Origin of the sequence: Yersinia mollaretii ATCC 43969 (genome assembly GCF_013282725.1) — a bacterium.
In the GTDB taxonomy this organism is placed as follows: Bacteria; Pseudomonadota; Gammaproteobacteria; order Enterobacterales; family Enterobacteriaceae; genus Yersinia; species Yersinia mollaretii.
Genome location: NZ_CP054043.1, coordinates 4,374,375 through 4,399,672, shown reverse-complemented (window position 1 = coordinate 4,399,672; position 25,298 = coordinate 4,374,375). Strand labels below are relative to the sequence as shown.

The following is a 25,298-nucleotide window of genomic DNA, read 5'->3' as shown; positions in this document are numbered from 1 at the left end:
ACCAGAACAAAAAAAGACACCTCATGGGTTTCTGTATGGAGTGATGCAGATGATGGCGTGTTACGGTCAACCTTGAAATTAGAAAAAGTAGGTGAGGTTGAAGTTAATTTACAGTCAAGTTGAGCAATGGCAGTAGCCGGAGCCAATAACACCAAACCACCACAGATTAATATTAATTGGCTAAGGCGAGTGAACCCTTTGGCTTTTATCGATTTAACATGAAACATAATGACCTACATAATTATTTAATTTAGCAACGGGCCAATAATCTATTAACCCGCGACCCAAAATTGATTTACCGGCACACTGCATCCAGCATCCGCACCGTCGAATGGGCATCAGGCTCTGCCGCAGGTAGGGTAAATTTCACCTGACACTGCTGCTTGACTTGATTACCCCACTGCACCTGCAACTGACCTTTATCCGGCACGCCGCTGAGATAGACCTGACCGCCATCACCGACGATGCTGCTATTGGCGCTCTCGGCCTCATCATCTTGTAAGCTGGCCATCGCGCCGAAAGGCACTGGCTGGCCCTGATAACTGAGGTTGATCAGCACGCGACTACCGAGACGCGGTTTGAAGTTCGCCAGCACTACTGCGCCGCGGGTCGGCACCACATTTTGGCTGGTGATATCCATATCAATACTCTCCCCCATGCTCTGGGTATCCAGCGCCACCGTGTTCTGACGATAGCTGGTGGCATAAGGCACCACCGCATAGCCGCGCCAGTCGGTTTTCACCCCGCGACCACTGCCGACGCCAACACCGCTGGCTCCGGGGGCGCGCACCAACACTAGGGTGTCGCTCTGGGATTGGGACAAAGTGACGCCATAAGGGTGAGCCAGCACACCGCCGCTCAGGCCATAGTTTAACTGGCGGCTGTGAGAGCCATAGCTGTAACCGGCACTCAACTGGCCGTAAGCCCCGCTATAGCTGCTGTTCAGGCTGCCGCTGTTGCCGCCGCCGCGCGTGGTGCGGCTCTGTTGCAGGTTGTAGCTCAGATTATTCTCTTCCAGCGCACTGCCACTGAGGCCCAGTTGCTGGCTGGTTGCCCCGCCTTTATTGCTGTTCACACTGTAGCTGGCCCAGCTATTGGGCAGCCATTGGCTCAGCGGGATATTCAGACTCAAGCTGACCCGCTGATCATTTTGCAACTGGCCGGGGGTCTGGCTGTAGCTGTAGTTCAGGCCATAATTGATGCCGTGAATATTGACGTTGTAGCCCAGAGTGGCACTGCGCTCGTAGCCCTTGCGCTGCCAGTAATCCTGCTGATAGGCCGACAGGTAAAGGCTGCCAAAATCACTCAGCGACTGGCTGATATGCACTTGGGTGCGGCTGCGCTTGTTATTGTTGCGCCCCAGCGAGTTAATGCTGCCCACGCCCGTTAACTGATTGGCTTCGCTGAAGTCGTAAAAGCCCTCGGTGGAGTAGCGGTGGCTGCCGAGCGAGAAGTTAGTGCCGGTGGCGGTGATGCTTTTGGCATATTGCAGGCGGTAAGATTGCCCCTGACGGCTGCTATCGTCCGCAAAGCGGGTCTTGGCCTGTGTCACATCCGCCGACACTGACCCCAAGCTGCCTAAGCCGATGCCGACCCCCAGTGCGCCCGCTTGATAATCGGCGGAAATCAATAAGCCGTTATACAGGGTAAAGCCGTAGGGCATCCCGTAGGCTAGCGAAGTTTGGGCAAAGTGCGGCGTTGGGCTGCCGTTGCCATAGCCCCGATATTGACCGGCGCTCAAGGCATATTTCAAGCTGCCCTCGCGCTGCATAATAGGCGCGGCAGAAAACGCCTGCTTAAAGCTGCGCTCGCGACCATCGGCCTCTTTGATGGTCACCTCCAGATCGCCACTGGAGGAGGTGGGGAAGAGGTCGTCAATGACGAACGCCCCCGGCGGCACATAGGTTTGGTAAATCACATTACTGTTCTGGCGAATGGTGACCTGAGCATTACTCTCCGCAATGCCGCGCACCACGGGCGCAAAGCCGCGCAGGCTGTCGGGCAACATACTGTCATCAGAGGCCAACTGCACCCCACGGAAAGGCACGCCGGTCAGGATATCACCGGGGGTATAGCTGTCTCCCAGTGTGAGCTGACCCTTGATGGCGTGAATATCCCGCTGCAACGTATTGGTCAGCATGTTCCATTGGCGCTGGCCATTGCTGCTCTGGCTATAGGTGGAGTTGTTGCGTAAGCGCCACGGCCCCCAGTTCAACCCGCTGCGCAGGTTGAGGAAGTGGCTGCTGCTCGACTGGCTATTTTGCTTACTATTGGCTCCACTCAGATTGTAGTTGAGCATCAGCGCGGGAATGCCTTGATCCCACTGTTTGGGGTCAATATAGCCACGGGCCTGACTATTTAGCGCCGCCTGTGGAATACTCAGATCCAGTCGCTGTTTGTTAAAATCAAACTGGCTGCTGGCGGCGGGGATAAATTGGCCGAGTTGGGTTACTGGCAGATCCGCGGGCTGCTGTTGCAGCGCGGGGAAGGCGGCTACTTTCACCCCCAAGTCAGCCAACTGCTGCGGGGTGATTTCGGCCAGTAACTGGCCATTATCCTGAATAAAATTGACGTCCCGCGTCTCAATCTGCTGGCCGTTAAGATAGATATCCACCCGGTAGCTGCCGGGCAATTGCGCGCCCGATTGGGAAAAAATAGTTAAATCAATTGCGGCATAGCTAGCATCTTTAATCTCTAGCGAGCCGGGATTGAAGTAATCCTCGGCCCAAGTGGGCGAAGAGAGGGCGGTTAACCCCAGCGCTAACTGAATCGCCAGCCTTAAAGCCCGTGTGGCGGGCGGTAAAGCCAAATGAAGCTGCGTCATGGTGGTTACCCGTTATAAGGTGGCAGTGGCGGAGTCAGAGGTGCCGCCAAAATCAGTAATCGCCTGCCAGCTCACCGTGCCAGAGGCGTTGGCGGGTAGGTCTGCGGTCAGCGTGCCTTTGGGGGCAATCATCAGCGGGCCTTTGATCTCACTGGCACCCACTTTCAGGGTATGGAAAGAGACGTAGTAGGGGGTGGGGTTGCTGATTTTCAGTTGCTGACCCTGACGAGAGAAGCTCAGCGCTTTATAGGCATCGGCTGCTTGGCCCACCAGACCTGCTGGGCGGTAAAACAATTTGATGCGGTTTTTAATCGAGATAAATAGCTGGTTGCCGTCGCTTTTTTTGCTCGAAGGAATAGTTTTGACATTCAGCCAATAGGCGGATTCGCGGTCTTGCGGCAAACTCCCGCCAGCCAACAGAATGCGCAGGTTACTCTCTTGCCCGGCATCTAAGCGGAATAGGGGCGGGGTGATGATAAAGGGCGCTTTGTTATTATTGGTGGCCTCGATATTATCGACCCAGCTTTGAATTAAATAAGGAGTGCTTTTATCCTGATTAGTCACCGACAGGGTGGCTTCTTTTTTCGCCCCATCATAAATAACGCGCGTGCCGCCGACTAATACCCCGGCCTGAGCTGAATGTATCACGCCGGTTAAGCAGGCGATAAAGAGTAACGATTTTAACCACGGCATGGTCATTCTCTCTGATTAGATTAATGTATTGCCTTAGCGGCAGAAATAAAGAATAAAAATAACTGCCCCGGAAAATAAAATATCGGGGCGGTAAAGACAAAACTAATACACCGTTAATAAAGGTGCCGCCGGGGGGGCGGCTAACTTAATTATGGTGTGGAGATGTTAGTTAAAAGTTACTTCGTAATTTACCGTTGCAGTTACTTCACCCGTTGACTTGGATGCAGCTTCGAAATCAGTAACTTTAGTACCGGTTTTGAGGAATTTAACCTTATACTTTAGGTCATGAGCCGGTTGGCCAGTCATATTTAGGGCTAGGGCATTTTTATCAAATTTGATTGGTGTAGTGCCATCAGTATCAATCAGTTGTAATGCATAACCTTTAGCGCCACCCTCCAATTTGAAATTCTCACCATCTGCTGTACCGTTAAATTTTACTGTGGCAGTTTTGCTCGTGAAAGGGCAGTTTTTAAGACTGATAGTAATGTCTTTTTCGGCTGGGATAGTATCTTTTTTGTTCAAATTAATGTTTCCAAGATCTACCGTGGCAGTTGTTTTTGTTGTATCTATCTCGCATGGGCTTGCTACAATCTTACCTATAACATTAATTGAACCATTCGCTGCATTGGCAGCTGATGCAAATACAGAAGCTGTCAGTAAAGAGGTCACAATCAGTTTCTTTTTCATATTGATATTCATAATAAAGCTCCAACCCGAAATATTCGTGGTTATTTATCGTTAAGTTGTGTGGCTTATATAAGCCGAGAGTGAAATGAAAGGAGTTTGTTGCCGTTTCATCTTGGGAGCTAATATAGTGACCTGAATTGATAATGTAACATGACAATTTCGGAATTAATGCCGAATAAGGCGCGCTAGATATTGACTAAGGTGGCGTGATCTCTTAATCAATAAGAAAGCGGCCTTAAAGTCGATAATCAGGGGCGGGGGTTGGCCTTATTGTTATTGGAATGGTGTGGAATAGGGGGGAATAGGAATTAAATAGAGATTAAAAATCGAGCGCTCTCTGCTTGTGGTTTTGTTTTTATTGCATTGTTTTTTTTGATGCGCAAAAGAGAATTTAAGTTGCCGAGTGAAGATAATGGGCAAGAAAAACGGGCATGATGCCCGTTTTAATTATCACGCGGAGGTTCCCCCCGCGTAACCTATTTTTATCGATAGCGTTTCTTCTTACCGATACAGTCTCTGCTTACCGATACAGTGTCTGCGCCCAGCGTGCTAACCCGGCGGTGACTGAGCCAAAGTCATTGCCACCCACTAACGGGATACCCGGCAGTTGCTGCTGCAAGGCGGCACGCAGTAACGGAGAGCGGGCGCTGCCACCGGTCAGATAGATCACATCTGGGGTGATCTGGCTGGTGGAGAGCGCGAGGCTGACTTGCTCCTGAATCCGTTGCAGCGGCTGGGAGATGGCCTCGGCTAACTGCTGTTGGCTGATGGTCTGGCCCAATTCCGGCTGGACAAAACTCAGTGCGGCGGCGACCTGCTCCTGCTCGGACAGGGCAATTTTGCTCTCTTCGGCGGCCCGCACGATGCGGTAGCTGAGGCGCTGTTGATACACTTTCAGCAGGCGCTCCACTTGCTGCGGATTCGCCGCGTCGCGGATCAGATCTCGTAAGAAGCGGCCATTGGCGATGCTGTAGAAGTCGCTCTGCGCCGGAACATCATTGGTGGCAACCGCATTCCAGTAGGGCAGCGACGGCATGGCAATGCCTTTTTCAGTTTCGCCCCCCATACCAAACAGCGGCATCAGTTGCTTAAACGCGAGCATGATATCCAGATCGTTACCGCCGACGCGGCAACCACTGTGGCCCAGTAGACTTTGCTGGCGGTCCGCCACGCCCTGCCATTTCGGCCCCATCAACAGCACTGAGCAGTCCGTGGTTCCGCCGCCAATATCCACCACCAGCACGGTTTTCTCTTCGGTCAGTGTGGCTTCAAAGTCCAGCCCCGCCGCGACTGGCTCAAACTGGAAGGCGATATCGCGAAAACCGGCACGTTGTGCAGCGCGCAATAAAATGCCTTCGGCCTGACGATTGGCCTCTTCGCCACCGGAACCCTGAAAGTTGACCGGGCGACCAATCACCGTTTGGTTGATTTCTGCGGCCAAGACGGACTCTGCCTGCCGCTTAATATGGAACATCATGGCGCAGACCAAATCCTCAAACAGCGCCAGTTGCTGCGGCTTCAGGCCATTGGCCCCCAAGAAGGATTTGGGTGATTTTACAAAGTAAACTTCTTCTGGATCTTCAATATATTGCGCCAGCGCGGAGAGGCCGAACATCAGGCTATCAGCAGTGACCGGAATATCTTCTTCGCGGTTAAACGTCATGGCCCGGCGTAAGAGTTGCTGGTTTTCGTCACTGCCTGTCGGCACTTGCCAATGGCGGTGCAGGCACTCACTGACCGCTTCCCGTGTGGGTGCACACAGCATGGATGGCAGATAGACGTCACTATTTTCCAGCGTCAGCAATTCGGGATCATCGCCCCGCATCACGGCAACTGAGCAGTTTGCTGTGCCGTAGTCAAATCCAATGAACATCATTGCCCCCAGGCCAAATAAAAGGGGCCGACTTTACCCCAGAGTAGGCAGCGGAGCAATCGCCAAATCAGGGATTTTTTTATCGTGCAGCAGAGAACTGCGCCTAAGGGATAAAAATATCTGCTAAGGCGCTGTCGAGGGGGGGGATTGAAGCAAGAGGGGGCGGATGACGTAGTCTCGAAAATAATTTCGCCGCGAAAATGACTTGCCACGAAAATCACTTCGCCGCGAAATAGCCGCTGTGAAGTACCTCAGACAGCGGCTGGGTGCGGCCAATGGTTTCGCCGTCGGCTAAATCGACACCAATCGCAATCAGCTTGCTGAGGGTTGGAGGTAACTCCGCCGGGCCTGCCAGTGTGGCGATATTGGCCCGCTGCGCCGTGCCATTGATGATCGACACCAGCACCTCATCCATTTGATTAATATGGATATGGGCAATTAAATCGCTGTTGAATTTCAGGTAGTTGATGGTGTGCTCAGCCAATAGCTCAAAATCGTTTAGATTATGACCAAATTCTTTGACGATGAGCTGGCACCCCTGCTCTTGCAGCTTGGCGAGGAAATTACCAATGGCAAACGGATATTGCAGCAGGGTAGATTCATCGACCATCCAGTAGAGACTTTGCGGGGGCAGCGGGGTCTGTTGCACCAGTGATAGCAGTGATTGGCGGAAATCCTCTTTGAGCAGCGCTATCTCTGATAACGGGATAGCCAGTGCCAGCCCTTTGCGGTTAATGGCCTCGGCGTGCGCCACTAACAATTGTTCGCACACCCAGCCATCCATTTGCGGCAGTAGGCCATACAGCAGCGCGGCTTCCTGAAATGCGGCTTGGCTGACATTCATATTTTGTGGCCGAGTGACTACAAAACTGACCTGATAAAAACAGACGGACAGCGGCGTTTTGGGTGGCGCAGTCGGGGTCAGTTGTAGTGTCAGTTGGCTCTCACTGAGGATATTTTCAACATCCTCTTTGCTCAGCAATTCGTGCTGGCGAGCCAATAGCTGTTTTTGCCGTGGCTGATAGAGGAACACCTGACCGCGTCCACTGTGCTTGGCGGTATAACAGGCGATATCGGCCTGCGCCATGATTTCACTGCGCTGATTGTTGCTGCTGCTGATTTGGGTCACACCCGCGCTGGCACCAATACGATAGAGCTTATCTTCCCAGTAGAAATGGTAGCCATTGATCATCGAGACCAGACTTTGGGTGATGGCTTTGGCGTGGGGCAGGGTGCAATTGAGCATCAGCAAACCAAACTCATCCCCGCCGAGGCGTGCGACACAATCGCTGTTGCGTAAGTGCTGGCGCATTAACTGGCTCAGCTCTTTCAGCAGGGCATCCCCCGCCGGATGCCCTGCTGTGTCGTTGACGGCTTTAAAATAGTCTAAATCGAGGAAGGCCAGCGCATGTTGCTGGTTAAGCTCGACACTAACCTGAATCGCCGCTTTCAATTTATTTTCAAAATTGGCGCGGTTGGGCAGGCTAGTCAGATTATCGTGCAGTGCGCTGTGGCTGAGTTTGCGCATCATGGCGCGAGACTCGCCGACATCCTGGAACACCATCACCGCCCCGACTACGCCGCCTTCGAGGGTTTTCAGCGGCGCAACCGACTCCTGAATGTCGTAATATTGCCCGTCGCGATGATGTAATACTATCGACTCATTCAGCGAAGAGTAAGGTCGATGGTTGAGACAATGCTCTATTGGGTTCTCAATTTCTGGACCATCGACGCCATGGGTCAGCTTGATGATATGGTTGACGGGCTGACCCAGCGCGATGGTGTTGGCCCAACCGGTCATTTTCTCGGCGACCGGGTTCATAAAGGTAATTTTCATCTCCTGATCGGTGCAGACCACCGCTTCGCCGATGGAGTCCAGTGTGATATGCAGCCGCTCTTTCTCTTCGTGCAGGGCTTCCGTCAGGTTTCTGATCTCGGTCATGTCCAGCGTGGTGCCAATCACCCGCAGAATATTGCCGCTCTTATCACAGACCATATTGGCCTGATTGCGCAGATGGACAATCTCACCGTTCGGCAACAGTAACCGGAACTCCAGACGATAGGGCTGGCGCTGATTGAGGGCCGCGCTGTATTCGCGATTGACCCGGTTTAAATCTTCCGGGTGAATGTATTGCCGCCAAACATTATCATCAACTGGGGTGTGCAGCGGGACATGGAAAAGTTCGTACATCCGCTTATCCCAACTGATGAGCTGTTTTCTCAGGTCCAACTCCCAGATGCCAATACCGCCCGCTTCGTTGGCGAGTGTAATGCGCTCCATTAGGCGGCGGTTAATGATCTCGGTCTTTTTCAGATCATTGATGTCCTCGACCTGCGAGATGTAGTAGAGCGGTTGTTGTTGGTGATCTCGCACCACACTAACCACCAGCAGCGCCCACACCACCTCGCCATCGCTGCGGATATAGCGCTTCTCCATCGAGTAGCTGGGGATGCGGTCATGGTACAGGTCATCAAGTAATTTCAGGTCAGCCGAGAGATCTTCTGGATGAGTAATTTGCTGGAAAGTCAGGGTCAGTAAGGTCTCCTGAGAGTAATCCAGCAGCTTGCACAATGCCTGATTCACCTGCATCCATTTGCCTTCCGGTGAAACCAGCGCCATGCCGATGGCGGAGTACTCCATAGCATTACGAAAGCGGTTTTCACTCTCAATAATATGCTCTTTCTCCATGCGGAAAGAGTGCATCACCATCGCCATCGCATGGGGGGGGATTAACACCATCAATAACGGAATAAAGGAGAACGCCTGAACCGACAGTGTGGTATCGCCCTGAAGGGTAAATAGATTAAAATTGATCATCATCGCGATCAGTAAGGTGGCGAGAAAACAGACGGTAAATGTCTCAAAACGGGGCAAGCGGATGGCGGTCCAGATCAACGCCATAATGACAAAAGTGAAAGGGAAGGGCAGATAAATCAGGCCGATATAGCAAGCAGCCAGCGATAAGATCATCATCCCCATCATGTCAAACAGCGCTTTACTCTTGGTCGCGATATTGAAGTAGCCCCGGCGATAGAGCAGCCCCACAGGCCCAAGCGCTAACATGCCGATGGCTTCGGACATAAACCACACGGTGAGCACTTGCGTAAAGCTGCCGTTTTGTGGTGACAAGTACCAAGCTGCTGCCAGCCCGCTCAGCAGCGGCACGACAATCACGGTGCAAATCGAGAACTTGAGCCAACTAAACAGATTATTCAGCGGGTCTTTGGGTTGCAGGAATCTGCGCAGCAACCATGCCCCGACGGTGGACTCCGCCAGATTGATCGCGGTGAGCGGCAGCGGGAACCAACTGACGCCATATAAAATAAAGTTAGCGGCAACGATACAGATTCCCGCCGACAATAATTGCCACGACCAGTAGCGCGAAGGGTGGTGGAACAGGGCCACCATTAACACGGCGGTTGGGAACCACAGCGGGGCCAGATTTTCTGATTGCTCAGAGAGTTGGATACAAAAGAGTGCAAGCAAAAACACCACTACGCTGACGATAGTGATGTGCAGAATGGTTTTATTGTCAGGTGCCGGTTTTTCGGCCGCGCTGAGATCCATAGAACGCCTTATTTTACTCGCCATTATGCTGTTTATGATGGGAAAGCCCCATCACATAAAAATAGGCCGCATTTAAAATGCGGTCATATTCAAAAGTTTAGTATAGATGAGCACGGCTGACTGCGACGCGTTTTGTCGAACGACAATTAATTGTTTTTTATCATAATGACTACACTAAGAATAGGGTGGCGAGTCCCAGAAAGATGAAAAAGCCGCCAGTATCGGTGATGGCTGTGATCATCACACTGGAGCCGATGGCGGGATCACGGCCTAATCGGGCCATGGTCATCGGGATAATGACCCCCATTAATGCCGCCATTAACAAATTCAGCATCATGGCCAATGTCATGACGCCACCCATTGCTGGGTCGCCATAGAGCAGATAAGTGACCACCCCCATGATACCGCCCCAGACCAATCCATTGATCAGGGCCACCCCCAACTCCCTGAACATCAGGAAGGTCACATTGCCCTGCTGAATATGATGCAACGCTAAGGCGCGGACAATCATGGTGATGGTTTGATTGCCGGTGTTACCGCCAATGCCGGCCACGATGGGCATTAATGCCGCCAGTGCCACCAGTTGCGAAATAGTATCTTCGAATAGGCCGATCACCCGTGAGGCCACAAACGCGGTACAAAGGTTGATCGCTAGCCATGACCAGCGGGTACGGACCGCACGGCCAACGGGAGAGAAGACATCCTCTTCCGGGCTTAAGCCCCCCATCCGTCTTAAGGTGGTGTCGCTCTCTTCATTGACCACATCGACGATCTCTTCGATGGTCAGGCGGCCCATCAGTTTGCCTTTGGCATCAATCACCGCCGCACTGATTAAGTCATAACGTTCAAATGCGCCAGCCGCATCTTCCGCTTTTTGCTCGGGTTGGAAGGTGGTCGGGTTGCTCTCCATGACCTGAAAAACCTTGGTGTCCGGTGCGTTGAGCAGGATCGCGGTCAGTGGCAATTCGCCGAGTAAGGTATTCTTGCGGTCAATGACGAAGATTTTATCTGTCGCGTCGGGAATGTTTTTCCGATAGCGCAAATAGCGCTGTACTGTCGCCAGTGTCACGTCTGCGCGCACGGTGACCAGCTCGAAATCCATCATCTGACCGACAGTGTCACGGCCATACTGGATCACTTCCCGCACGCGGGCGCGCTGGTCGGGGTCCAGTGAGGTGAGCAGACGGCCCATCAGATTTCGTGGTAGATATTCGGCCAGATAAGCTTGCTCATCGACATGCAAAGTGCGCATCGCCTTGAGCAGATCTTTGTCGCTCATCTCTTTGATCAGGGTGTCCCACACCGTCTCAGAGACCTCAACCAAGGTTTGGCCGCGCTTCTCATTTTTGACTAAGCGCCACAAGGCCAAACGTTCGTCATTGGGCAGGGCTTCGAGCAGGTCGGCAAGGTCCGCCGCGTGTAGGTCATCGAGCAGATTTTTGATTTCTAGCGTTTGTGCTGACAACTGCTCATCGCTGAGCTTTTCCCGATCCTCCTGACGGCCAAGAATACCGTCAACCAAGGCTTTATTATTCAGTAATAGGGAGAGTATCCGGTTGCGTATCTCAGCCAGTTTTTTCGCATTGTTTTTAGTTTTGTTTTTGACAACGGCAGAGAGTGATGCAGGCATTATCGGTACAGGCATAGTATTAACCTTTGTACTTGAAATTTCAGGGGTGTTCGCTGGTCTCTAAGGGGTAAGATCAGTCTCATGAGGGCCAGGGGATTCGCCCTCAATAGACTGCTCGACCCGCTGCGCTTCACGCCGTTCTTGATGATGCGAAACAGAAGCAATGGCGGCATACAATAAGCGGCCAAATAGGATGAGGAAGCTCACCAGTAGGATTATTTTTGTTAGTTGTGTTGATGGCCGTCTCTTCATGTTTCCCCTTTTCCCCTTCGTCCTTGGCGCTGCCGCGGTGTTAGCTGCACTCGTTTACCCGAATCACTGACTTGAGTCAGCTCATCGGGATGCACTTGTTTGCTGCCTTGCTGCAACGCCAATGACTTTGGGCAAGCCCTGTCTGCTGGGCGCTGCCGCGGTGTTAGCTGCACTCGTTTACCCGAATCACTGACTTGAGTCAGCTCATCGGGACTCACTTGTTTGCCGCGCTGATTAGACCTTCGGCTCGGTAGGTTCAGCCTCTTCTGGCGCTTCTTCCTCGATGATCAACTTCCAGCCGACCACATCATCCCAGTAAGCCTGCTCGCGCTCAAAATCCAGTTGCACCAGATTATTTTGTGCCAGATAACCCGCAGGGAAACGCAATGTCCAGTGGCTATCATCAGTGATCAGACGCAAGCTCTCTGGTGTGGTGGTCGATTGACGCTGATTATTCAGCAAGGTGCTCAGACGCAATAATTGAATTAACGGCAAATAATACTTTTTCTTGAATAAATTTAAGCGCGGCAGCTCATCCAGCTTAATGGCTTTACGGTGCATACGGACCAAGGTTGCCAACAGCAACTGCTGCTCCTGATTGAAGCCCGGCAAGTTGGTGTTTTGCAGAATATAGGCCGAATGGCGGTGCATTCCGCTGTGATTAATGCTGAGGCCCACTTCGTGCAGCATCGCGGCCCATTTCAGCAACGCTTCAAGTTGCGGTTGCACCAGCTTGGTATTCTGCGCTAGCCACTGGGTATAGAGTTGCTCGGTGGTTTCCAGCACCCGACGGGCCTGCTCGCGATCAATATTATAGTGTTCAGCCAAACTTTTGGCGGTGCGCTGACGGATATCCTGATGGCGGAAACGGCCCTCCATCTCATACAGCACACCTTCACGTAGCGCGCCATCGGATAGACGTAACTCTTTGACTGCTAAGGCATCGAAAACCCCACACAGGATAGCCAGCCCCGGAACAAACACCGATTGGCGATCTTCTGATAACCCCGGTAAGCTCAGGGCCGAGAAGTGTTTGAATTGCAGCACCTGCTCGACCAGCATTTCGAGGCGCTCAGGGGTGATTAAGCCATCTTTCTCGCCCATCTCCACCAGCACTTCGTAGGTGGCTTTAATGGTGCCGGATGCGCCCAGCGCATACTGCCAGCCCTGAATTCGGTACTGCCACGCCAGATTTTCCAGCTTCTGGGCTGCCGCCAAACGGGCGCGCTTGAAGTTGGTTTTGCTGATTTCACCGTGGGGGAAGAACTGTTGGGCAAAACTGACACAGCCCATTCGGCGGCTCTCGACCAGCAGCGGTTCAAAATCTTCGCCAATCACCAACTCGGTGGAACCGCCACCAATATCAATCACCAACTTGCGGCCTTTCTCCGGCTGCGTGTGCTCGACGCCCATGAAAATCAGACGCGCCTCTTCCTGACCGGAGATGATCTCGATGGGGTAAGGAATCACTTCAGCCGCCCGCTTGAGGAAGGTTTCCGCATTCGCCGCTTGTCGCAGTGAGTGGGTGCCGACGATACAGACGTTATCCGGAGAGAAGCCCTGCAAGCGCTCAGCAAACAGCGCCAAACAAGCCAAGCCCCGCTCAATGGCCTCTTCGCTGAGCATATTATTGCTATCGAGACCATCAGCCAGATGCACACGCTGCTTTAGGCGGCCTAAAACCTGCAACGCGCCATTGACCACGCGGGCAATTACCATATGGAAACTGTTCGATCCCAAGTCGATAGCCGCAATTTCCTGCGGTTTGGTGCTAGTCGAGTTATTGGTTAGCGGCATAGTTTTAACCCTACTGCTCTGGTTGTTCCAGCGCTTTTAAATAATCATAGATGGCAATCTGTGCACGTACTTTGCGCCTGTTACCACGCGGTACATAACGATTACTCAGTTCTTTATCAATATAACGGGCTTTTACCGTGTCGTTGAATAGCAGCTCTAAAATATCCAACACCCGCTGCTTTAATTTCGGATCAAGCAACGAGACAGCCACTTCAATGCGGTAATCAATATTACGGGTCATCCAGTCAGCGGAGGAGAGATACACCAGTTTGTCGCCTTTATTCTCGAAGACGTACACCCGATCATGCTCTAAGAAGCGATCAACAATACTGGTGACCTGAATATTATCGCTGATCCCCGGTATATTCGGGATCAACGAACACATCCCGCGAACTAATAGCCGGACTTTCACCCCTGCACTGGAGGCGCTATATAACCTATCTACCAGCCCTTTATCCACTAAATTATTTATTTTCAGGGAAATGCCGGCGCTTTCGCCCGCCTGAGCATGAATAATTTCTTGATCAATCAATTGGTAGAGCATGATGCGCGAGTTTTGTGGTGACACCATCAAATTATCGAATTTCACCGGGCGATAGGGATTCTCAATAAAGTTAAATACGCGGCGCACTTCATTGGTGATACGCGCATCTGCCGTCAGTAATGAGTAGTCGGTATAAAGACGCGCCGTTTTTTCGTTAAAGTTACCGGTGCCGATATGAGCATAGCGCACGATTTCATCGCCTTCGAGGCGGGAAATAAGGAATAACTTGGCATGGATCTTTAAGCCCGGCGCGGAGAAAATAACGTGCACCCCAGCGGCGGTCAGACTTTTAGCCCAATGAATATTGGCTTCTTCATCGAAACGCGCCTGTAATTCCACCACCACCGTCACTTTCTTCCCATTATGGGCGGCATGGATCATGGATTCGATTATGCGTGAATCCTTGGCGACGCGATAAATATTGATTTTAATGGCCAATACGCTGGGATCGAAAGAGGCCTGACGCAGTAATTCCAAAACGTGCTCAAAGGTGTGATACGGATAATAGAGCAGCACATCTTGTTCACGAATGGCATCAAAGCCATTGCGGAATTTATCAAACCAAACATGGCGCAGGCGCGGCATGAGTTTGTTCACCAGATTGCTTTTGCCGACATTGGGGAAGCTAATAAAGTCTTTGAAATTATGATAGCGGCCACCGGCGATTACCGAATCATCGTTAGAGATGCCCAGCTTGCCGCGCAGTAACTCCACCATCTCATCGGGCATATCACGTTGATAAACAAAGCGTACCGGTTCTGCCGTCAGTCGTTGTTTTAGGCTCGATGACATCAGTTCCAGCAAGCTGGATTCCATCTCCGTGACCAGATCATATTCAGCATCGCGGGTCATCTTCATTGAATAAGCATTTAGCGCGTCGTAATCAAAGAAGCCTTTAAATATCTCATCGAGGCAATAACGCAATATATTATCAAGTAATATCATTGGCTTGCGGCGGCGAGGAGCCTCTGGCGGCAAATTAACAAAGCGCGGTACTTTATCTGAAGGAATTTCCAGCAGGGCATAAGCAATATCCTGACCACGGATAATTTCCACTGCCAAATAGGTATAATCGTCTTTTAAAAACTGCACCAAATTGGTGTCATGATTAATCAGAATCGGTGTGATGTGCTGGCGTAGATGCTGCTTAAAATAGAGCTTTAGCCACATTTGCTGATTCTCGGATATTTGCCGCTCATTAATCAGGAAGATCTGATTACGCGCCATCTCCAGCAAAAGATCATTATACAGCCCATCAAATTCTTGGTCGGCCTTCACCACTTTGCTCTGAATTTTTTTCAGCAAATGGCGCGAGGTCACGGCAGAGCCTTGCTCTTCGCTAATTAAAATGCGCCGTTTTAGATCGGCGAAACGGACTTTATAGAACTCATCCAAATTGTTGGAGTAAATGCCGAGGAATCGCATCCGCTCAATGAGTGGATTGCTCTTATCCGCTGCTTCTTGCAATACCCGCTCATTAAAGGCTAACCAGCTGAGTTCTTTCTCGATGTAGAGCTTTTCCTGACCCATTGCAACTCCAGTAAGATGATTGTGGGAGTATTTAGTGTCCGTTAACATTATTGCGAAAGAATGATAATAAAGTCCAACAGATATCATGAGTTAACTTTATTCGCTAGTCACTCTATCCAATAGATTTTAAGATGGCGGGTCTATAGCATTGTCATGCAAATGCCACAAAAGTGACATAAGATGCTCGGTCATCTAGCGCTATGGTTGCTAAATAGTGCCGATTGGATTGATAACTAACAATAGACGGAAATGGCGTAAGGGCATGGGGCAATCAAAGATGCAGCAGCAAGTGGGCGTAGTAACACCATCAGGGAGAGATAAGCGCCGAGCTGTCATTGATCGTCTGGTGCGTATGGTGGTGACAGGCAGCGGCTTGCTGGTATTACTGACACTGATGCTGATTTTCGTCTATTTACTGTACGCCGTATTCCCCCTATTTAAGCCCGCCACGATGAGTTTGCCTCATCAGTTTGCCGTCAATCGCAGTGCGCCAACCATCGCACTCGGCCTTGATACTCAAGGGCAGGTGGCCTATCGCATTGATAATCAGGGCAAAGGCGACTTTATTCGACTCAATGCGCAGGGGGAGTCTCCCGCAGGCAGCCTAATCAGTGAGCAGATATTGTCGTCACCGCCCGTATCCATCAGCCGCGCGGTGGGGGAGCAGCCTCTATATGGATTGGGCCTGAGCAAGGGTCGGCTTCTTCTGGTACAGCCTGATTTTTCGGCGACACCGCCCCGCTGGCAATTTCCGCTCGGTGATCAACCGCGCCTGATGGATTTGAAAGGCCAGCGCTTACACCACTTAGTGCTGGCTGAACCGCAACCAGAGCAATTTTCACTGGCCGCTGTGACCGAAGATGGCCGCTTGCTGGCCGGGGAGTTCAGTGCGCAGGGGCAGCAAATCACCGAATTGACGGATGCGCCATCGGTCGAGCAGTTGCTTTTGACCCCAGATGGGCGGTTGCTCTATCTGCTATCGGGCAATCAGTTGTACCTCTATTCGCTTGGCACCGAGCTGACACTGCGCGAGGTGGTGTCGTTGCGGGAGGATAAACATGCTGTCGATGGGCCATTGACCCTCTCGCTGTTGGCTGGGGGGAAATCGCTGCTGGTGCAGTCGCCGGACGGTCAGTTAACGCAATGGTTCGACGTGCGTAAAGCGCCGGACAATCAGTTCCATTTAACGCGCATTCGCAGTTTTACCCCAGCGGGTAAGGGCTTACTGACCACCGAAAACCTGCGGCGGGTCTTTGCGTCATTATCGCCACAAGGCGAGCTATCCCTTTTCTCCAGCCTTCAATCCACACCGCTGCTGCAACAAAAAATGCCCGAGGGGATCACCCATGCGGCATTCTCCCCTTGGGGCGATCATCTGCTGGTGGAGAGTGCCACGGGGTGGTCCTCTTATCAGGTGGATAACCACTATCCTGACATCAACTGGCGCAGTTTGTGGCAACGGGTGTGGTACGAAAATTACCCGGAACCGGCTTATGTGTGGCAATCAAGCTCCGCCGAAGAGAGCTATCAGGCCAAATTCAGTTTAGTGCCGATTATTTTCGGCACATTGAAGGCGGCGGGTTACGCCATGTTATTTGCCATTCCATTGGCACTGGCGGGGGCTATTTACACCGCCTATTTCATGTCGGCGGGCTTGCGGCGCGTGGTGAAACCCGCCATTGAGATGATGGGGGCATTCCCGACGGTGGTGATCGGTTTGATCGCCGGAATTTGGCTGGCACCCGTGATTGAAAATTATCTGGCGGGTATTTTATTGCTGCCGCTGCTGTTGGCATTCGCCATCCTATTGTGCGGTTGGGGCAGTGCGCGTCTGGCGGAAAAAGTGCAGTGGTCACGGCCTGCGGGTTGGGATGTCATCGTGTTGTTGCCCGTGATTCTGCTGACGGGGTGGTTGGCCTTGTGGCTAGGGCCAAAATTGTCGGTGTGGACGCTGGGGCTGCCGCTACATGAATGGTTGGGCGACAACTATGATCAGCGCAATGCGCTAGTGGTCGGTGTCGCGATGGGATTTGCTCTGGTGCCGGTGATCTTCTCACTGGCGGAAGATGCCCTCTTTAGTGTGCCGCCGTCGCTGAGTCAAGGTTCACTGGCGCTGGGGGCGACCCCTTGGCAGACGGTGGTGCGCGTGGTGTTGCCCTCGGCCTTTGCGGGTATTTTTTCCGCCCTGATGATTGGTTTTGGTCGTGCAGTCGGTGAGACGATGATTGTGCTGATGGCGACCGGTAACACCCCCATTATTGATGGCAGCATTTTTCAGGGGCTGCGCGCGATGGCCGCCAATATCGCTATTGAGATGCCGGAAGCCGTGGTGGGGAGTGGGCATTATCGGGTGCTATTTTTAACGGCGTTGGTACTGTTTTGTTTCACCTTTTTAGTGAACACGCTCGCCGAAGCCATTCGTTTGCGGCTGCGTGAGCGCTATCAGATGGAGCGGACGGCATGACGACGACAGGCGCGACCCAAAAGTGGTTTGCCTCCGGCTCGCCGTGGATCTGGCTGACGGCTGGCGCTGTGAGCATCAGTCTGCTGGCGCTGCTGGGGATTGTGTTGCTATTAGCCGGGCAGGGGATGCGCTATTTCTGGCCCGCGCCAGTTTACCTGTTTGAGCTTAAACAGACGGCGGCAGGCCCGGTTACCGTGATCGGCGAAATTTATCAGCAACAGTCACTGCCGCGTCAGCAACTGGAACAGGCGGGGGTGATTTTGCCGCCAGAAGCGGGCGAAACGGTGACCCGCTATCTGATCAAAACTGGCAATCGAGAGATTCAGGGGCAGGATTTTCATCGGCTGCTTGATAGCGATATTCAGCAACGCACACAGCCTAAAGCGGTATTGGTGCTCGATCGGCAAAACCATGGCACGGCCTACGGTTTTCTCGCGGGAATGCTGGATAACGGCCAGCCACTGGTGGGCGATAATTTGGCGCAAGAGCTGCAAAAGCTAATTCCTGTCATTCAGGGGCTAGTGCGGCAGTCAAAAGATATTCAGTACCGACAGATGAATATGCTTAATCAGCAATTTGAGGCGTTGCGGCTACAGAAAAAACGCCTGCAAATGACCGGTTCGCTCGACAGCAAATCGCAAGACAGCATTGAAGCTGAGTGGGGAGAGCTACAGCGCCGCCATTTGGCGATGATGGAGAAGCTGCGCGACCTGCAAACCGAGCAAAACCGCTATACCTTGTTGCTGCGGGACATGAATGGGCAAATTCACCCCATGTCACTCAGTCAGGTCAACCGTGCTTGGTATCCCAATGACATGAATTTGGGTGATAAATTACGCCACTGGGGGGCGCAGGTTCATCAATTCTTGACCGATAATCCGCGTAATGCCAGTACCGAAGGCGGTGTTTTCCCCGCTATTTTTGGCACTGTGCTGATGGTGATACTGATGTCCATCGTCGTCATGCCATTGGGGGTGATTGCGGCAGTTTATCTGCATGAATACGCGGGTAAAAACGTGCTGACCCGGATGATTCGTATTTCTGTGGTGAATTTGGCGGGGGTGCCCTCCATTGTCTATGGCGTATTTGGCCTCGGATTTTTTGTCTATTTTATTGGCGGATCATTGGATAAGCTCTTTTATGCCGAGGCGTTGCCCAACCCAACATTTGGCACGCCGGGCGTATTGTGGGCCGCCTTGACGCTGGCGCTACTGACACTGCCGGTGGTGATTGTCGCCACCGAAGAGGGGCTATCTCGCATCCCGGCCAGCTTGCGACAAGGCTCGCAAGCGCTGGGGGCCAGTAAAGCCGAGACACTGTGGCACATTGTGCTGCCGATGGCGGCTCCGGCGATGATCACCGGGCTGATTTTAGCCGTGGCACGGGCGGCGGGTGAGACTGCCCCGCTGATGCTGGTGGGCGTGGTAAAATCGGCCCCGCTGTTGCCGGTGGATGGCATCTTCCCGTTCCTGCATTTGGAACGTAAATTTATGCATTTGAGCTTCCAGATCTACGATATGGCATTCCAAAGCCCCAATGTGGAAGCGGCCCGCCCATTAGTCTTCGCCACCGCACTGCTGCTGGTGATCATCGTGGTTGGCCTTAATTTAGCAGCTATCGGCATTCGCCATTACTTACGCGAAAAGTACCGAGGTTTAATGCTGTGATTGCACTTTTTAACCCGCAGGACGAAATATGGGACTTTTGATGCCGGATGCGCTGCCACTGTTTGATGTGCAGCAATTGACTGACGAGCAAACGGCACTGGCGGTCGAAAAGCTCAATCTATTCTATGGCGACAAACAGGTGCTGCATGATATTTCGTTTAATGTGCCGAAGCACCGTGTCACCGCACTGATTGGTCCGTCCGGTTGCGGTAAATCCACCTTATTGCGCTGTTTCAACCGCATGAATGATCTGCTGGATAACTGTCGCCTCGAGGGGGAGATTCGTCTGGGCGGCGAGATCATCACCAGCAAACCCACTGATGTTGCCGCATTGCGTCGGCGGGTCGGCATGGTCTTTCAGCGGCCGAACCCATTCCCGAAATCAATTTATGAGAATGTTGTATATGGGCTGCGCTTGCAGGGAGTTCGTGATCGTCGGGTGCTTGATGACGCCGTTGAGCGCTCACTGCGGGCGGCGGCGCTATGGCATGAGGTGAAAGATCGGTTGCGAGAAAATGCGTTTCGTCTCTCAAGCGGCCAGCAGCAGCGCTTGGTGATAGCCAGAGCCATTGCGATCGAGCCGGAAGTGTTGTTGCTGGATGAGCCGACGTCGGCTCTCGACCCTATTTCAACGCTGACCATTGAAGAGCTAATTACCACACTAAAACAGCAATATACCGTGGTGTTGGTGACTCATAACATGCAGCAGGCGGCGCGGGTGTCAGACTATACCGCGTTTATTCATCAGGGGAGTTTGGTGGAGTATAACAATACTGATGCTCTGTTTACTTCGCCCCATCAGCGGCGCACGGAAGATTATATTACCGGGCGTTATGGTTGAGGCCTTTAATTGGGGCCGGATGGCCCCAATACGGCGCTCAATTAAGCACTCTTTATCGATGGCGTTTTATATTTAGCCAAATATTGTGGCTGAAAAATGCACATACGAATAACAGTACGGTATTCACCATTGATAAAGAACTCTTGCTTCAGTTCACCTTCCACTTCAAAACCTAACTTGCTGTAGATATGGATGGCTTTTTTATTCTCTTTATCCACGATCAGATAAAGTTTGTACAAATTCAACACTGAAAAGCCGTATTCCATCGCCAGTTTTGCTGCCGTTCCCGCATGGCCTTTGCCTTGATGGGCTGGGTCAATAATAATCTGAAACTCAGCTCGGCGGTGAATATGGTTAATCTCAACTAACTCGACCAAACCGACTTTGGTGCCCTGACTTTCAATAATAAAGCGGCGTTCGCTCTGGTCGTGAATATGTTTATCGTAGAGATCAGAGAGTTCGACAAATGCCTCGTAAGGCTCCTCGAACCAATAGCGCATCACACTGGCATTGTTATCTAACTGATGGACAAACGGCAGATCATCCCGTTCAAGTGGACGTAAACGGACGCTGCTGGTGGTAGACATACTTATTCCTCATGTTGCGACAGCGGTTGCTGCCATAAAAATTATACTCTTAGCATAAGGTGTAAGCACGAGAGAATTAAAAAAGGCGCTCGCCATAAAATGGTAGCGCCTTTCGCCAATATCTATTTAACAAGCAAAGTATCTATTTAACGGCCATTTTTATTCAGCGGCATGTCCCTGTGCGGGCAAGCGCTCACCATCCAGCCAAGCCGCATTATCATGCATGGTCAGACGGCCATCAGTAAACCAACCCACCACCAGTGGATAGATGCTGTGCTCCTGAGTTTGCACTCTCTCGACGACATCCTCTTCGGTATCATCACTAAAAATAGGGACTTTAGCTTGCAGAATCACTGGGCCGCCATCCAGCTCCTCAGTCACAAAATGGACAGAGGTGCCGTGCTCCTGATCGCCGTTTTCCAGTGCCTGACGGTGTGTGTGCAGACCAGGGTATTTTGGCAGCAGAGAGGGGTGGATATTTAACATCCGCCCAGCATAGTGCTGGACAAACGCCGGGCTGAGAATGCGCATATAACCCGCCAGTACCAGCAAATCCGGCTGATATTGGTCGATAGCTTGGGCTAATGCCGCATCAAAACTGGTGCGGTCAGTAAAGGCTTTGGCATCCAGAGCATGATGTGAAATGCCTGCCAATTCAGCCCGTTCCAGCCCATAAGCCTCAGGATTATTGCTGAATACCGCGCTAATCTGACCTGAAATCCGCCCTTGCTGCTGGGCGTCGATCAGGGCTTGTAGGTTGCTTCCTTGGCCTGAGACTAAAACAACGATTCTCTTCATATACCCTTCGTTCTTGAAGTTGCAGGGGTGTTAGCTGCGCTCACGAACCCGAATCACTTACGGGCCGTTAGCCTTGCTTATAAATAAGCTCATCGGGATGCGTTCACTTGTCGCCTACCTGCAACTCCAATAACCTTGGGTATAGGCGTCAATGTTGACATTAAAAAATAGCGATATATCTAAAATAATACTATGGATTAATAATAACTTGTTCAGCGCCTTCAGCGGCGGCGGCGATCACACCGATTTTCCACGCTTTTTCGCCAGATGCGGTCAGCAACTCAACCGCTTTATCCGCCAGTTCCGCAGGGAGAGCAACCACCATGCCGACACCACAGTTAAAGGTGCGGTACATTTCGTGGCGGCTCACATTCCCGGCTTGCTGCAACCAGCTAAATACTGCCGGCCACTGCCAGCTCGCTTCATCGATAACCGCTTGAGTGCCTTGCGGTAATACGCGAGGGATATTCTCCCAGAAGCCGCCGCCGGTCAGGTGAGCAATCGCATGAATATCCAGTTGTTCAATCAGACTCAGAATCGATTTTACGTAGATTTTGGTCGGTTCCAGCAAATGATCGGCCAGCGATTTGCCTTCCAACTGGGTCTGTTCTGGGTTGGTGTTACTGACTTCCAGAATTTTGCGCACCAGAGAATAGCCATTGGAGTGTGGGCCGCTGGCACCTAAGGCCACCAGAACATCACCCGGCGTCACTTTGGTGCCATCGATGATTTCAGATTTTTCGACCACACCAACACAGAAGCCAGCCACGTCATAATCTTCGCCGTGGTACATGCCCGGCATTTCGGCAGTTTCGCCGCCGACCAGCGCACAACCTGACTGTTTGCACCCTTCGGCGATACCGGTAATCACACTGGCGGCGGTATCCACATCCAGTTTACCGGTGGCGAAGTAGTCGAGGAAGAACAGGGGTTCTGCACCTTGTACCACCAGATCGTTGACACACATGGCCACTAAATCGATACCGATGGTATCGTGGCGTTTCAGGTCCATCGCCAGACGCAGCTTGGTGCCCACGCCATCGGTACCTGAAACTAAAATAGGTTCACGGTATTTTTGCGGTAAAGCGCACAGGGCACCGAAGCCGCCCAATCCACCCATGACCTCTGGGCGACGGGTCTGTTTAACCACACCTTTTATGCGATCAACAAGGTCATTGCCGGCATCAATATCTACACCTGCGTCTTTATAGCTGAGAGAGGTTTTGTTGGTCACTGCGAGGTCCCCACGGCGGTTGGCGGTTTAAAGAAAACGCGACAATTCTAACAGCGCAGGCAAACGTTTGCGAGTGGCTTGTGACATCACGCTGATTTTTAGCTTTCTTGACTTAATAATGATTTTCTATTGATCTGAATCAGGCTATTCATTGTGGCGTTCAAAAAAAAAGGCGGTATAATCTCGCGATTTTTTTGGCCGCCAGTCGCCTAACCAGGAGAAAAATAATGAAGATCGTTGAGGTGAAACACCCGCTAGTAAAACATAAACTTGGTTTGATGCGTGAAAATGATATCAGTACGAAGCGTTTTCGCGAGTTAGCGTCTGAAGTGGGGAGTTTACTGACTTACGTGGCAACCGCCGATCTGGAAACTGAAAAAGTGACCATCGAGGGTTGGAACGGGCCGGTTGAAGTAGAACAGATTAAAGGTAAAAAAATCACTGTGGTGCCGATTCTGCGTGCCGGTTTGGGCATGATGGAAGGGGTGTTAGAGAATGTACCGAGCGCCCGCATCAGCGTGGTCGGTGTCTATCGTGATGAAGAGACGCTAAAGCCAGTTCCTTACTTCCAGAAATTGGTTTCAAATATCAATGAGCGCATGGCGTTGGTGGTTGACCCGATGCTAGCCACCGGTGGTTCGATGATTGCGACCATTGACCTGCTGAAGAAAGCGGGCTGCCAGAGCATTAAAGTCTTGGTCTTGGTTGCGGCACCGGAAGGCATCAAAGCATTGGAAGCCGCCCATCCAGATGTTGAGCTATACACCGCCTCTATCGATCAGGGCTTGAACGAACAGGGTTACATCATCCCAGGGTTGGGTGATGCCGGTGATAAGATTTTCGGAACGAAGTAACCTTCAGATAGCCGACTCGATAGTCGGCTTTTTTTTGAATAATTTTTAGCATAAATCACACCATTGAAGAGGATAGAAGAATGAGCCGTCGCACCATTGGCGTCAGCGAGCGCCCACCGCTGCTCCAGACGATCCCCCTGAGTTTTCAACATTTGTTCGCCATGTTCGGTGCCACCGTTTTAGTTCCTATCCTGTTTAAAATTAACCCGGCCACGGTGCTGCTGTTCAACGGCATCGGCACCTTGCTCTATCTGTTCATCTGTAAGGGCAAAATTCCGGCTTATCTGGGGTCAAGTTTTGCATTTATCTCACCAGTGTTACTGTTGTTGCCATTAGGGTACGAAGTCGCGCTGGGGGGCTTTATCATGTGCGGCGTGCTGTTCTGTCTGGTGGCGCTGATTGTGAAAAAAGCCGGGACGGGCTGGTTGGATGTGATATTCCCGCCAGCGGCGATGGGGGCGATTGTTGCTGTTATCGGCCTTGAGTTAGCCGGGGTTGCTGCCGGCATGGCGGGGCTGCTGCCCGCACAAGGGGTGACGGTAGATTCAACCACTATCATTATATCAATGGTGACCTTAGGGGTGACCATCTTGGGTTCGGTGCTGTTCCGTGGCTTCTTCGCCATCATCCCTATTCTGATTGGGGTATTGGTCGGTTATGCTCTGTCATTCGTGATGGGTGTGGTTGATTTAACGCCGATTAGCGAAGCCCATTGGTTTGCTTTGCCGACCTTCTATACCCCACGTTTTGAGTGGTTCGCCATCCTGACCATCTTGCCTGCGGCACTGGTGGTGATTGCCGAGCATATCGGGCATCTGGTGGTGACGGCCAACATTGTGAAAAAAGATTTAATTCGCGACCCCGGTCTGCATCGTTCGATGTTCGCCAACGGTATTTCTACTGTCATCTCTGGTTTCTTCGGCTCCACGCCAAATACCACTTATGGCGAAAATATCGGCGTGATGGCGATCACCCGTGTTTACAGCACTTGGGTCATCGGTGGTGCGGCGATTCTGGCGATTATGCTCTCTTGTGTCGGTAAACTTGCGGCCGCCATTCAAGCGGTTCCTGTTCCCGTGATGGGCGGTGTTTCACTGCTGTTGTACGGCGTGATTGCGGCATCAGGCATCCGAGTGTTGATCGAGTCAAAAGTGGACTATAACAAGGCACAAAACCTGATCTTAACCTCGGTTATCTTGATCATCGGGGTGAGTGGCGCAAAAGTGAACATTGGCGCGACTGAGCTTAAAGGCATGGCGCTGGCGACCGTGGTTGGCATCGGCCTAAGCCTGCTGTTCAAAGTGATCAGCTTATTCCGCGCAGAAGAAGAGATTCTTGATGCGGCGGAAGATAAGTCTGCTCAATAAAAAGTGAAATCTGGCCGAGCCGCGGTTATCTGCGGTTCGCCTATCTCGGTTCGGCCATTTTTTAACCCCAGATCAGGTTTTTATGCTG

17 protein-coding genes are annotated in these 25,298 nt (G+C 51.8%); 5 read left to right on the top strand and 12 right to left on the bottom strand.

Annotated elements, in window-relative coordinates:
* Nucleotides 1-295: 295 nt before the first annotated feature.
* The 9 genes from HRD69_RS19555 to ppk1 form a co-directional block, all read right to left on the bottom strand.
* Nucleotides 296-2,824 (bottom strand): fimbria/pilus outer membrane usher protein, encoded by a 2,529-nt coding sequence (locus HRD69_RS19555; protein WP_004877927.1) that lies wholly within the window; start codon nucleotides 2,822-2,824, stop codon nucleotides 296-298.
* 12 nt (nucleotides 2,825-2,836) lie between these two features.
* Entirely contained in the window at nucleotides 2,837-3,517 is a 681-nt protein-coding gene (locus HRD69_RS19550) for a fimbrial biogenesis chaperone (protein WP_032815574.1), read from the bottom strand.
* 165 nt (nucleotides 3,518-3,682) lie between these two features.
* Nucleotides 3,683-4,216 carry a fimbrial protein gene (locus HRD69_RS19545; RefSeq protein ID WP_004877931.1) on the bottom strand — a complete coding sequence of 178 codons (534 nt, stop codon included), beginning with the start codon at nucleotides 4,214-4,216 and terminating at the stop codon, nucleotides 3,683-3,685.
* A gap of 508 nt (nucleotides 4,217-4,724) precedes the next feature.
* Complete coding sequence (yegD, locus tag HRD69_RS19540; protein ID WP_032815571.1) at nucleotides 4,725-6,077, bottom strand: molecular chaperone; 1,353 nt, start codon at nucleotides 6,075-6,077, stop codon at nucleotides 4,725-4,727.
* A 217-nt stretch (nucleotides 6,078-6,294) separates the two neighbouring features.
* A complete protein-coding gene (locus HRD69_RS19535) occupies nucleotides 6,295-9,645 on the bottom strand; it encodes a diguanylate cyclase (protein WP_004877934.1) in 3,351 nt (1,116 codons plus the stop codon).
* Nucleotides 9,646-9,814: 169 nt separating this feature from the next.
* Nucleotides 9,815-11,290, bottom strand: coding sequence for a magnesium transporter (gene mgtE, locus HRD69_RS19530; protein WP_050413234.1), 1,476 nt, complete (start codon nucleotides 11,288-11,290; stop codon nucleotides 9,815-9,817).
* Nucleotides 11,291-11,335: 45 nt separating this feature from the next.
* On the bottom strand, nucleotides 11,336-11,527 hold the full coding sequence (locus HRD69_RS19525) for a YfgG family protein (RefSeq protein WP_032815572.1): 192 nt from the start codon (nucleotides 11,525-11,527) through the stop codon (nucleotides 11,336-11,338).
* A 234-nt stretch (nucleotides 11,528-11,761) separates the two neighbouring features.
* Nucleotides 11,762-13,324: an exopolyphosphatase gene (gene ppx / locus HRD69_RS19520; RefSeq protein ID WP_004876815.1), complete on the bottom strand. Its 1,563-nt coding sequence runs from the start codon at nucleotides 13,322-13,324 to the stop codon at nucleotides 11,762-11,764.
* Nucleotides 13,325-13,334: 10 nt separating this feature from the next.
* Nucleotides 13,335-15,398 (bottom strand): polyphosphate kinase 1, encoded by a 2,064-nt coding sequence (gene ppk1 / locus HRD69_RS19515; RefSeq protein ID WP_004876816.1) that lies wholly within the window; start codon nucleotides 15,396-15,398, stop codon nucleotides 13,335-13,337.
* Between the two features lie 262 nt (nucleotides 15,399-15,660).
* On the opposite strand from ppk1, the gene HRD69_RS19510 reads away from it, so the two are divergent.
* From HRD69_RS19510 to pstB, 3 genes are read left to right on the top strand one after another with little or no spacing between them, the layout of a single operon-like run.
* Nucleotides 15,661-17,862 carry an ABC transporter permease subunit gene (locus tag HRD69_RS19510; RefSeq protein WP_032815257.1) on the top strand — a complete coding sequence of 734 codons (2,202 nt, stop codon included), beginning with the start codon at nucleotides 15,661-15,663 and terminating at the stop codon, nucleotides 17,860-17,862.
* On the top strand, nucleotides 17,859-19,529 hold the full coding sequence (pstA, locus tag HRD69_RS19505; protein WP_032815258.1) for a phosphate ABC transporter permease PstA: 1,671 nt from the start codon (nucleotides 17,859-17,861) through the stop codon (nucleotides 19,527-19,529). The genes HRD69_RS19510 and pstA overlap by 4 nt, the downstream gene beginning before the upstream one ends.
* A gap of 28 nt (nucleotides 19,530-19,557) precedes the next feature.
* Nucleotides 19,558-20,370 (top strand): phosphate ABC transporter ATP-binding protein PstB, encoded by an 813-nt coding sequence (gene pstB / locus HRD69_RS19500; protein WP_032815259.1) that lies wholly within the window; start codon nucleotides 19,558-19,560, stop codon nucleotides 20,368-20,370.
* Nucleotides 20,371-20,411: 41 nt separating this feature from the next.
* On the opposite strand, the gene speG is transcribed toward pstB, so the two are convergent.
* The 3 genes from speG to purM form a co-directional block, all read right to left on the bottom strand.
* Entirely contained in the window at nucleotides 20,412-20,957 is a 546-nt protein-coding gene (gene speG / locus HRD69_RS19495) for a spermidine N1-acetyltransferase (protein WP_004876820.1), read from the bottom strand.
* Nucleotides 20,958-21,116: 159 nt separating this feature from the next.
* Nucleotides 21,117-21,755, bottom strand: coding sequence for a phosphoribosylglycinamide formyltransferase (purN, locus tag HRD69_RS19490; protein WP_004876821.1), 639 nt, complete (start codon nucleotides 21,753-21,755; stop codon nucleotides 21,117-21,119).
* A 190-nt stretch (nucleotides 21,756-21,945) separates the two neighbouring features.
* Complete coding sequence (gene purM / locus HRD69_RS19485; protein WP_004876822.1) at nucleotides 21,946-22,989, bottom strand: phosphoribosylformylglycinamidine cyclo-ligase; 1,044 nt, start codon at nucleotides 22,987-22,989, stop codon at nucleotides 21,946-21,948.
* Nucleotides 22,990-23,216: 227 nt separating this feature from the next.
* Here purM and upp point away from each other — a divergent pair, with 227 nt between their 5' ends.
* Both upp and uraA read left to right on the top strand, forming a co-directional pair.
* Entirely contained in the window at nucleotides 23,217-23,843 is a 627-nt protein-coding gene (gene upp / locus HRD69_RS19480; RefSeq protein WP_004876823.1) for a uracil phosphoribosyltransferase, read from the top strand.
* Between the two features lie 80 nt (nucleotides 23,844-23,923).
* Complete coding sequence (uraA, locus tag HRD69_RS19475; protein WP_004876824.1) at nucleotides 23,924-25,210, top strand: uracil permease; 1,287 nt, start codon at nucleotides 23,924-23,926, stop codon at nucleotides 25,208-25,210.
* Nucleotides 25,211-25,298: the final 88 nt, after the last annotated feature.

What these genes read in the sequence shown, in the direction of transcription:
- uraA (WP_004876824.1), top strand. Translation starts at nt 23,924, where the DNA reads ATGAGCCGTCGCACCATTGGCGTCAGCGAGCGCCCACCGCTGCTCCAG.
- HRD69_RS19535 (WP_004877934.1), bottom strand. Translation starts at nt 9,645, where the DNA reads ATGGATCTCAGCGCGGCCGAAAAACCGGCACCTGACAATAAAACCATT.
- pstB (WP_032815259.1), top strand. Translation starts at nt 19,558, where the DNA reads ATGGGACTTTTGATGCCGGATGCGCTGCCACTGTTTGATGTGCAGCAA.
- ppx (WP_004876815.1), bottom strand. Translation starts at nt 13,324, where the DNA reads ATGCCGCTAACCAATAACTCGACTAGCACCAAACCGCAGGAAATTGCG.
- HRD69_RS19555 (WP_004877927.1), bottom strand. Translation starts at nt 2,824, where the DNA reads ATGACGCAGCTTCATTTGGCTTTACCGCCCGCCACACGGGCTTTAAGG.
- speG (WP_004876820.1), bottom strand. Translation starts at nt 20,957, where the DNA reads ATGTCTACCACCAGCAGCGTCCGTTTACGTCCACTTGAACGGGATGAT.
- purN (WP_004876821.1), bottom strand. Translation starts at nt 21,755, where the DNA reads ATGAAGAGAATCGTTGTTTTAGTCTCAGGCCAAGGAAGCAACCTACAA.
- HRD69_RS19525 (WP_032815572.1), bottom strand. Translation starts at nt 11,527, where the DNA reads ATGAAGAGACGGCCATCAACACAACTAACAAAAATAATCCTACTGGTG.
- ppk1 (WP_004876816.1), bottom strand. Translation starts at nt 15,398, where the DNA reads ATGGGTCAGGAAAAGCTCTACATCGAGAAAGAACTCAGCTGGTTAGCC.
- HRD69_RS19550 (WP_032815574.1), bottom strand. Translation starts at nt 3,517, where the DNA reads ATGCCGTGGTTAAAATCGTTACTCTTTATCGCCTGCTTAACCGGCGTG.
- HRD69_RS19545 (WP_004877931.1), bottom strand. Translation starts at nt 4,216, where the DNA reads ATGAATATCAATATGAAAAAGAAACTGATTGTGACCTCTTTACTGACA.
- pstA (WP_032815258.1), top strand. Translation starts at nt 17,859, where the DNA reads ATGACGACGACAGGCGCGACCCAAAAGTGGTTTGCCTCCGGCTCGCCG.
- upp (WP_004876823.1), top strand. Translation starts at nt 23,217, where the DNA reads ATGAAGATCGTTGAGGTGAAACACCCGCTAGTAAAACATAAACTTGGT.
- yegD (WP_032815571.1), bottom strand. Translation starts at nt 6,077, where the DNA reads ATGTTCATTGGATTTGACTACGGCACAGCAAACTGCTCAGTTGCCGTG.
- mgtE (WP_050413234.1), bottom strand. Translation starts at nt 11,290, where the DNA reads ATGCCTGTACCGATAATGCCTGCATCACTCTCTGCCGTTGTCAAAAAC.
- HRD69_RS19510 (WP_032815257.1), top strand. Translation starts at nt 15,661, where the DNA reads ATGGGGCAATCAAAGATGCAGCAGCAAGTGGGCGTAGTAACACCATCA.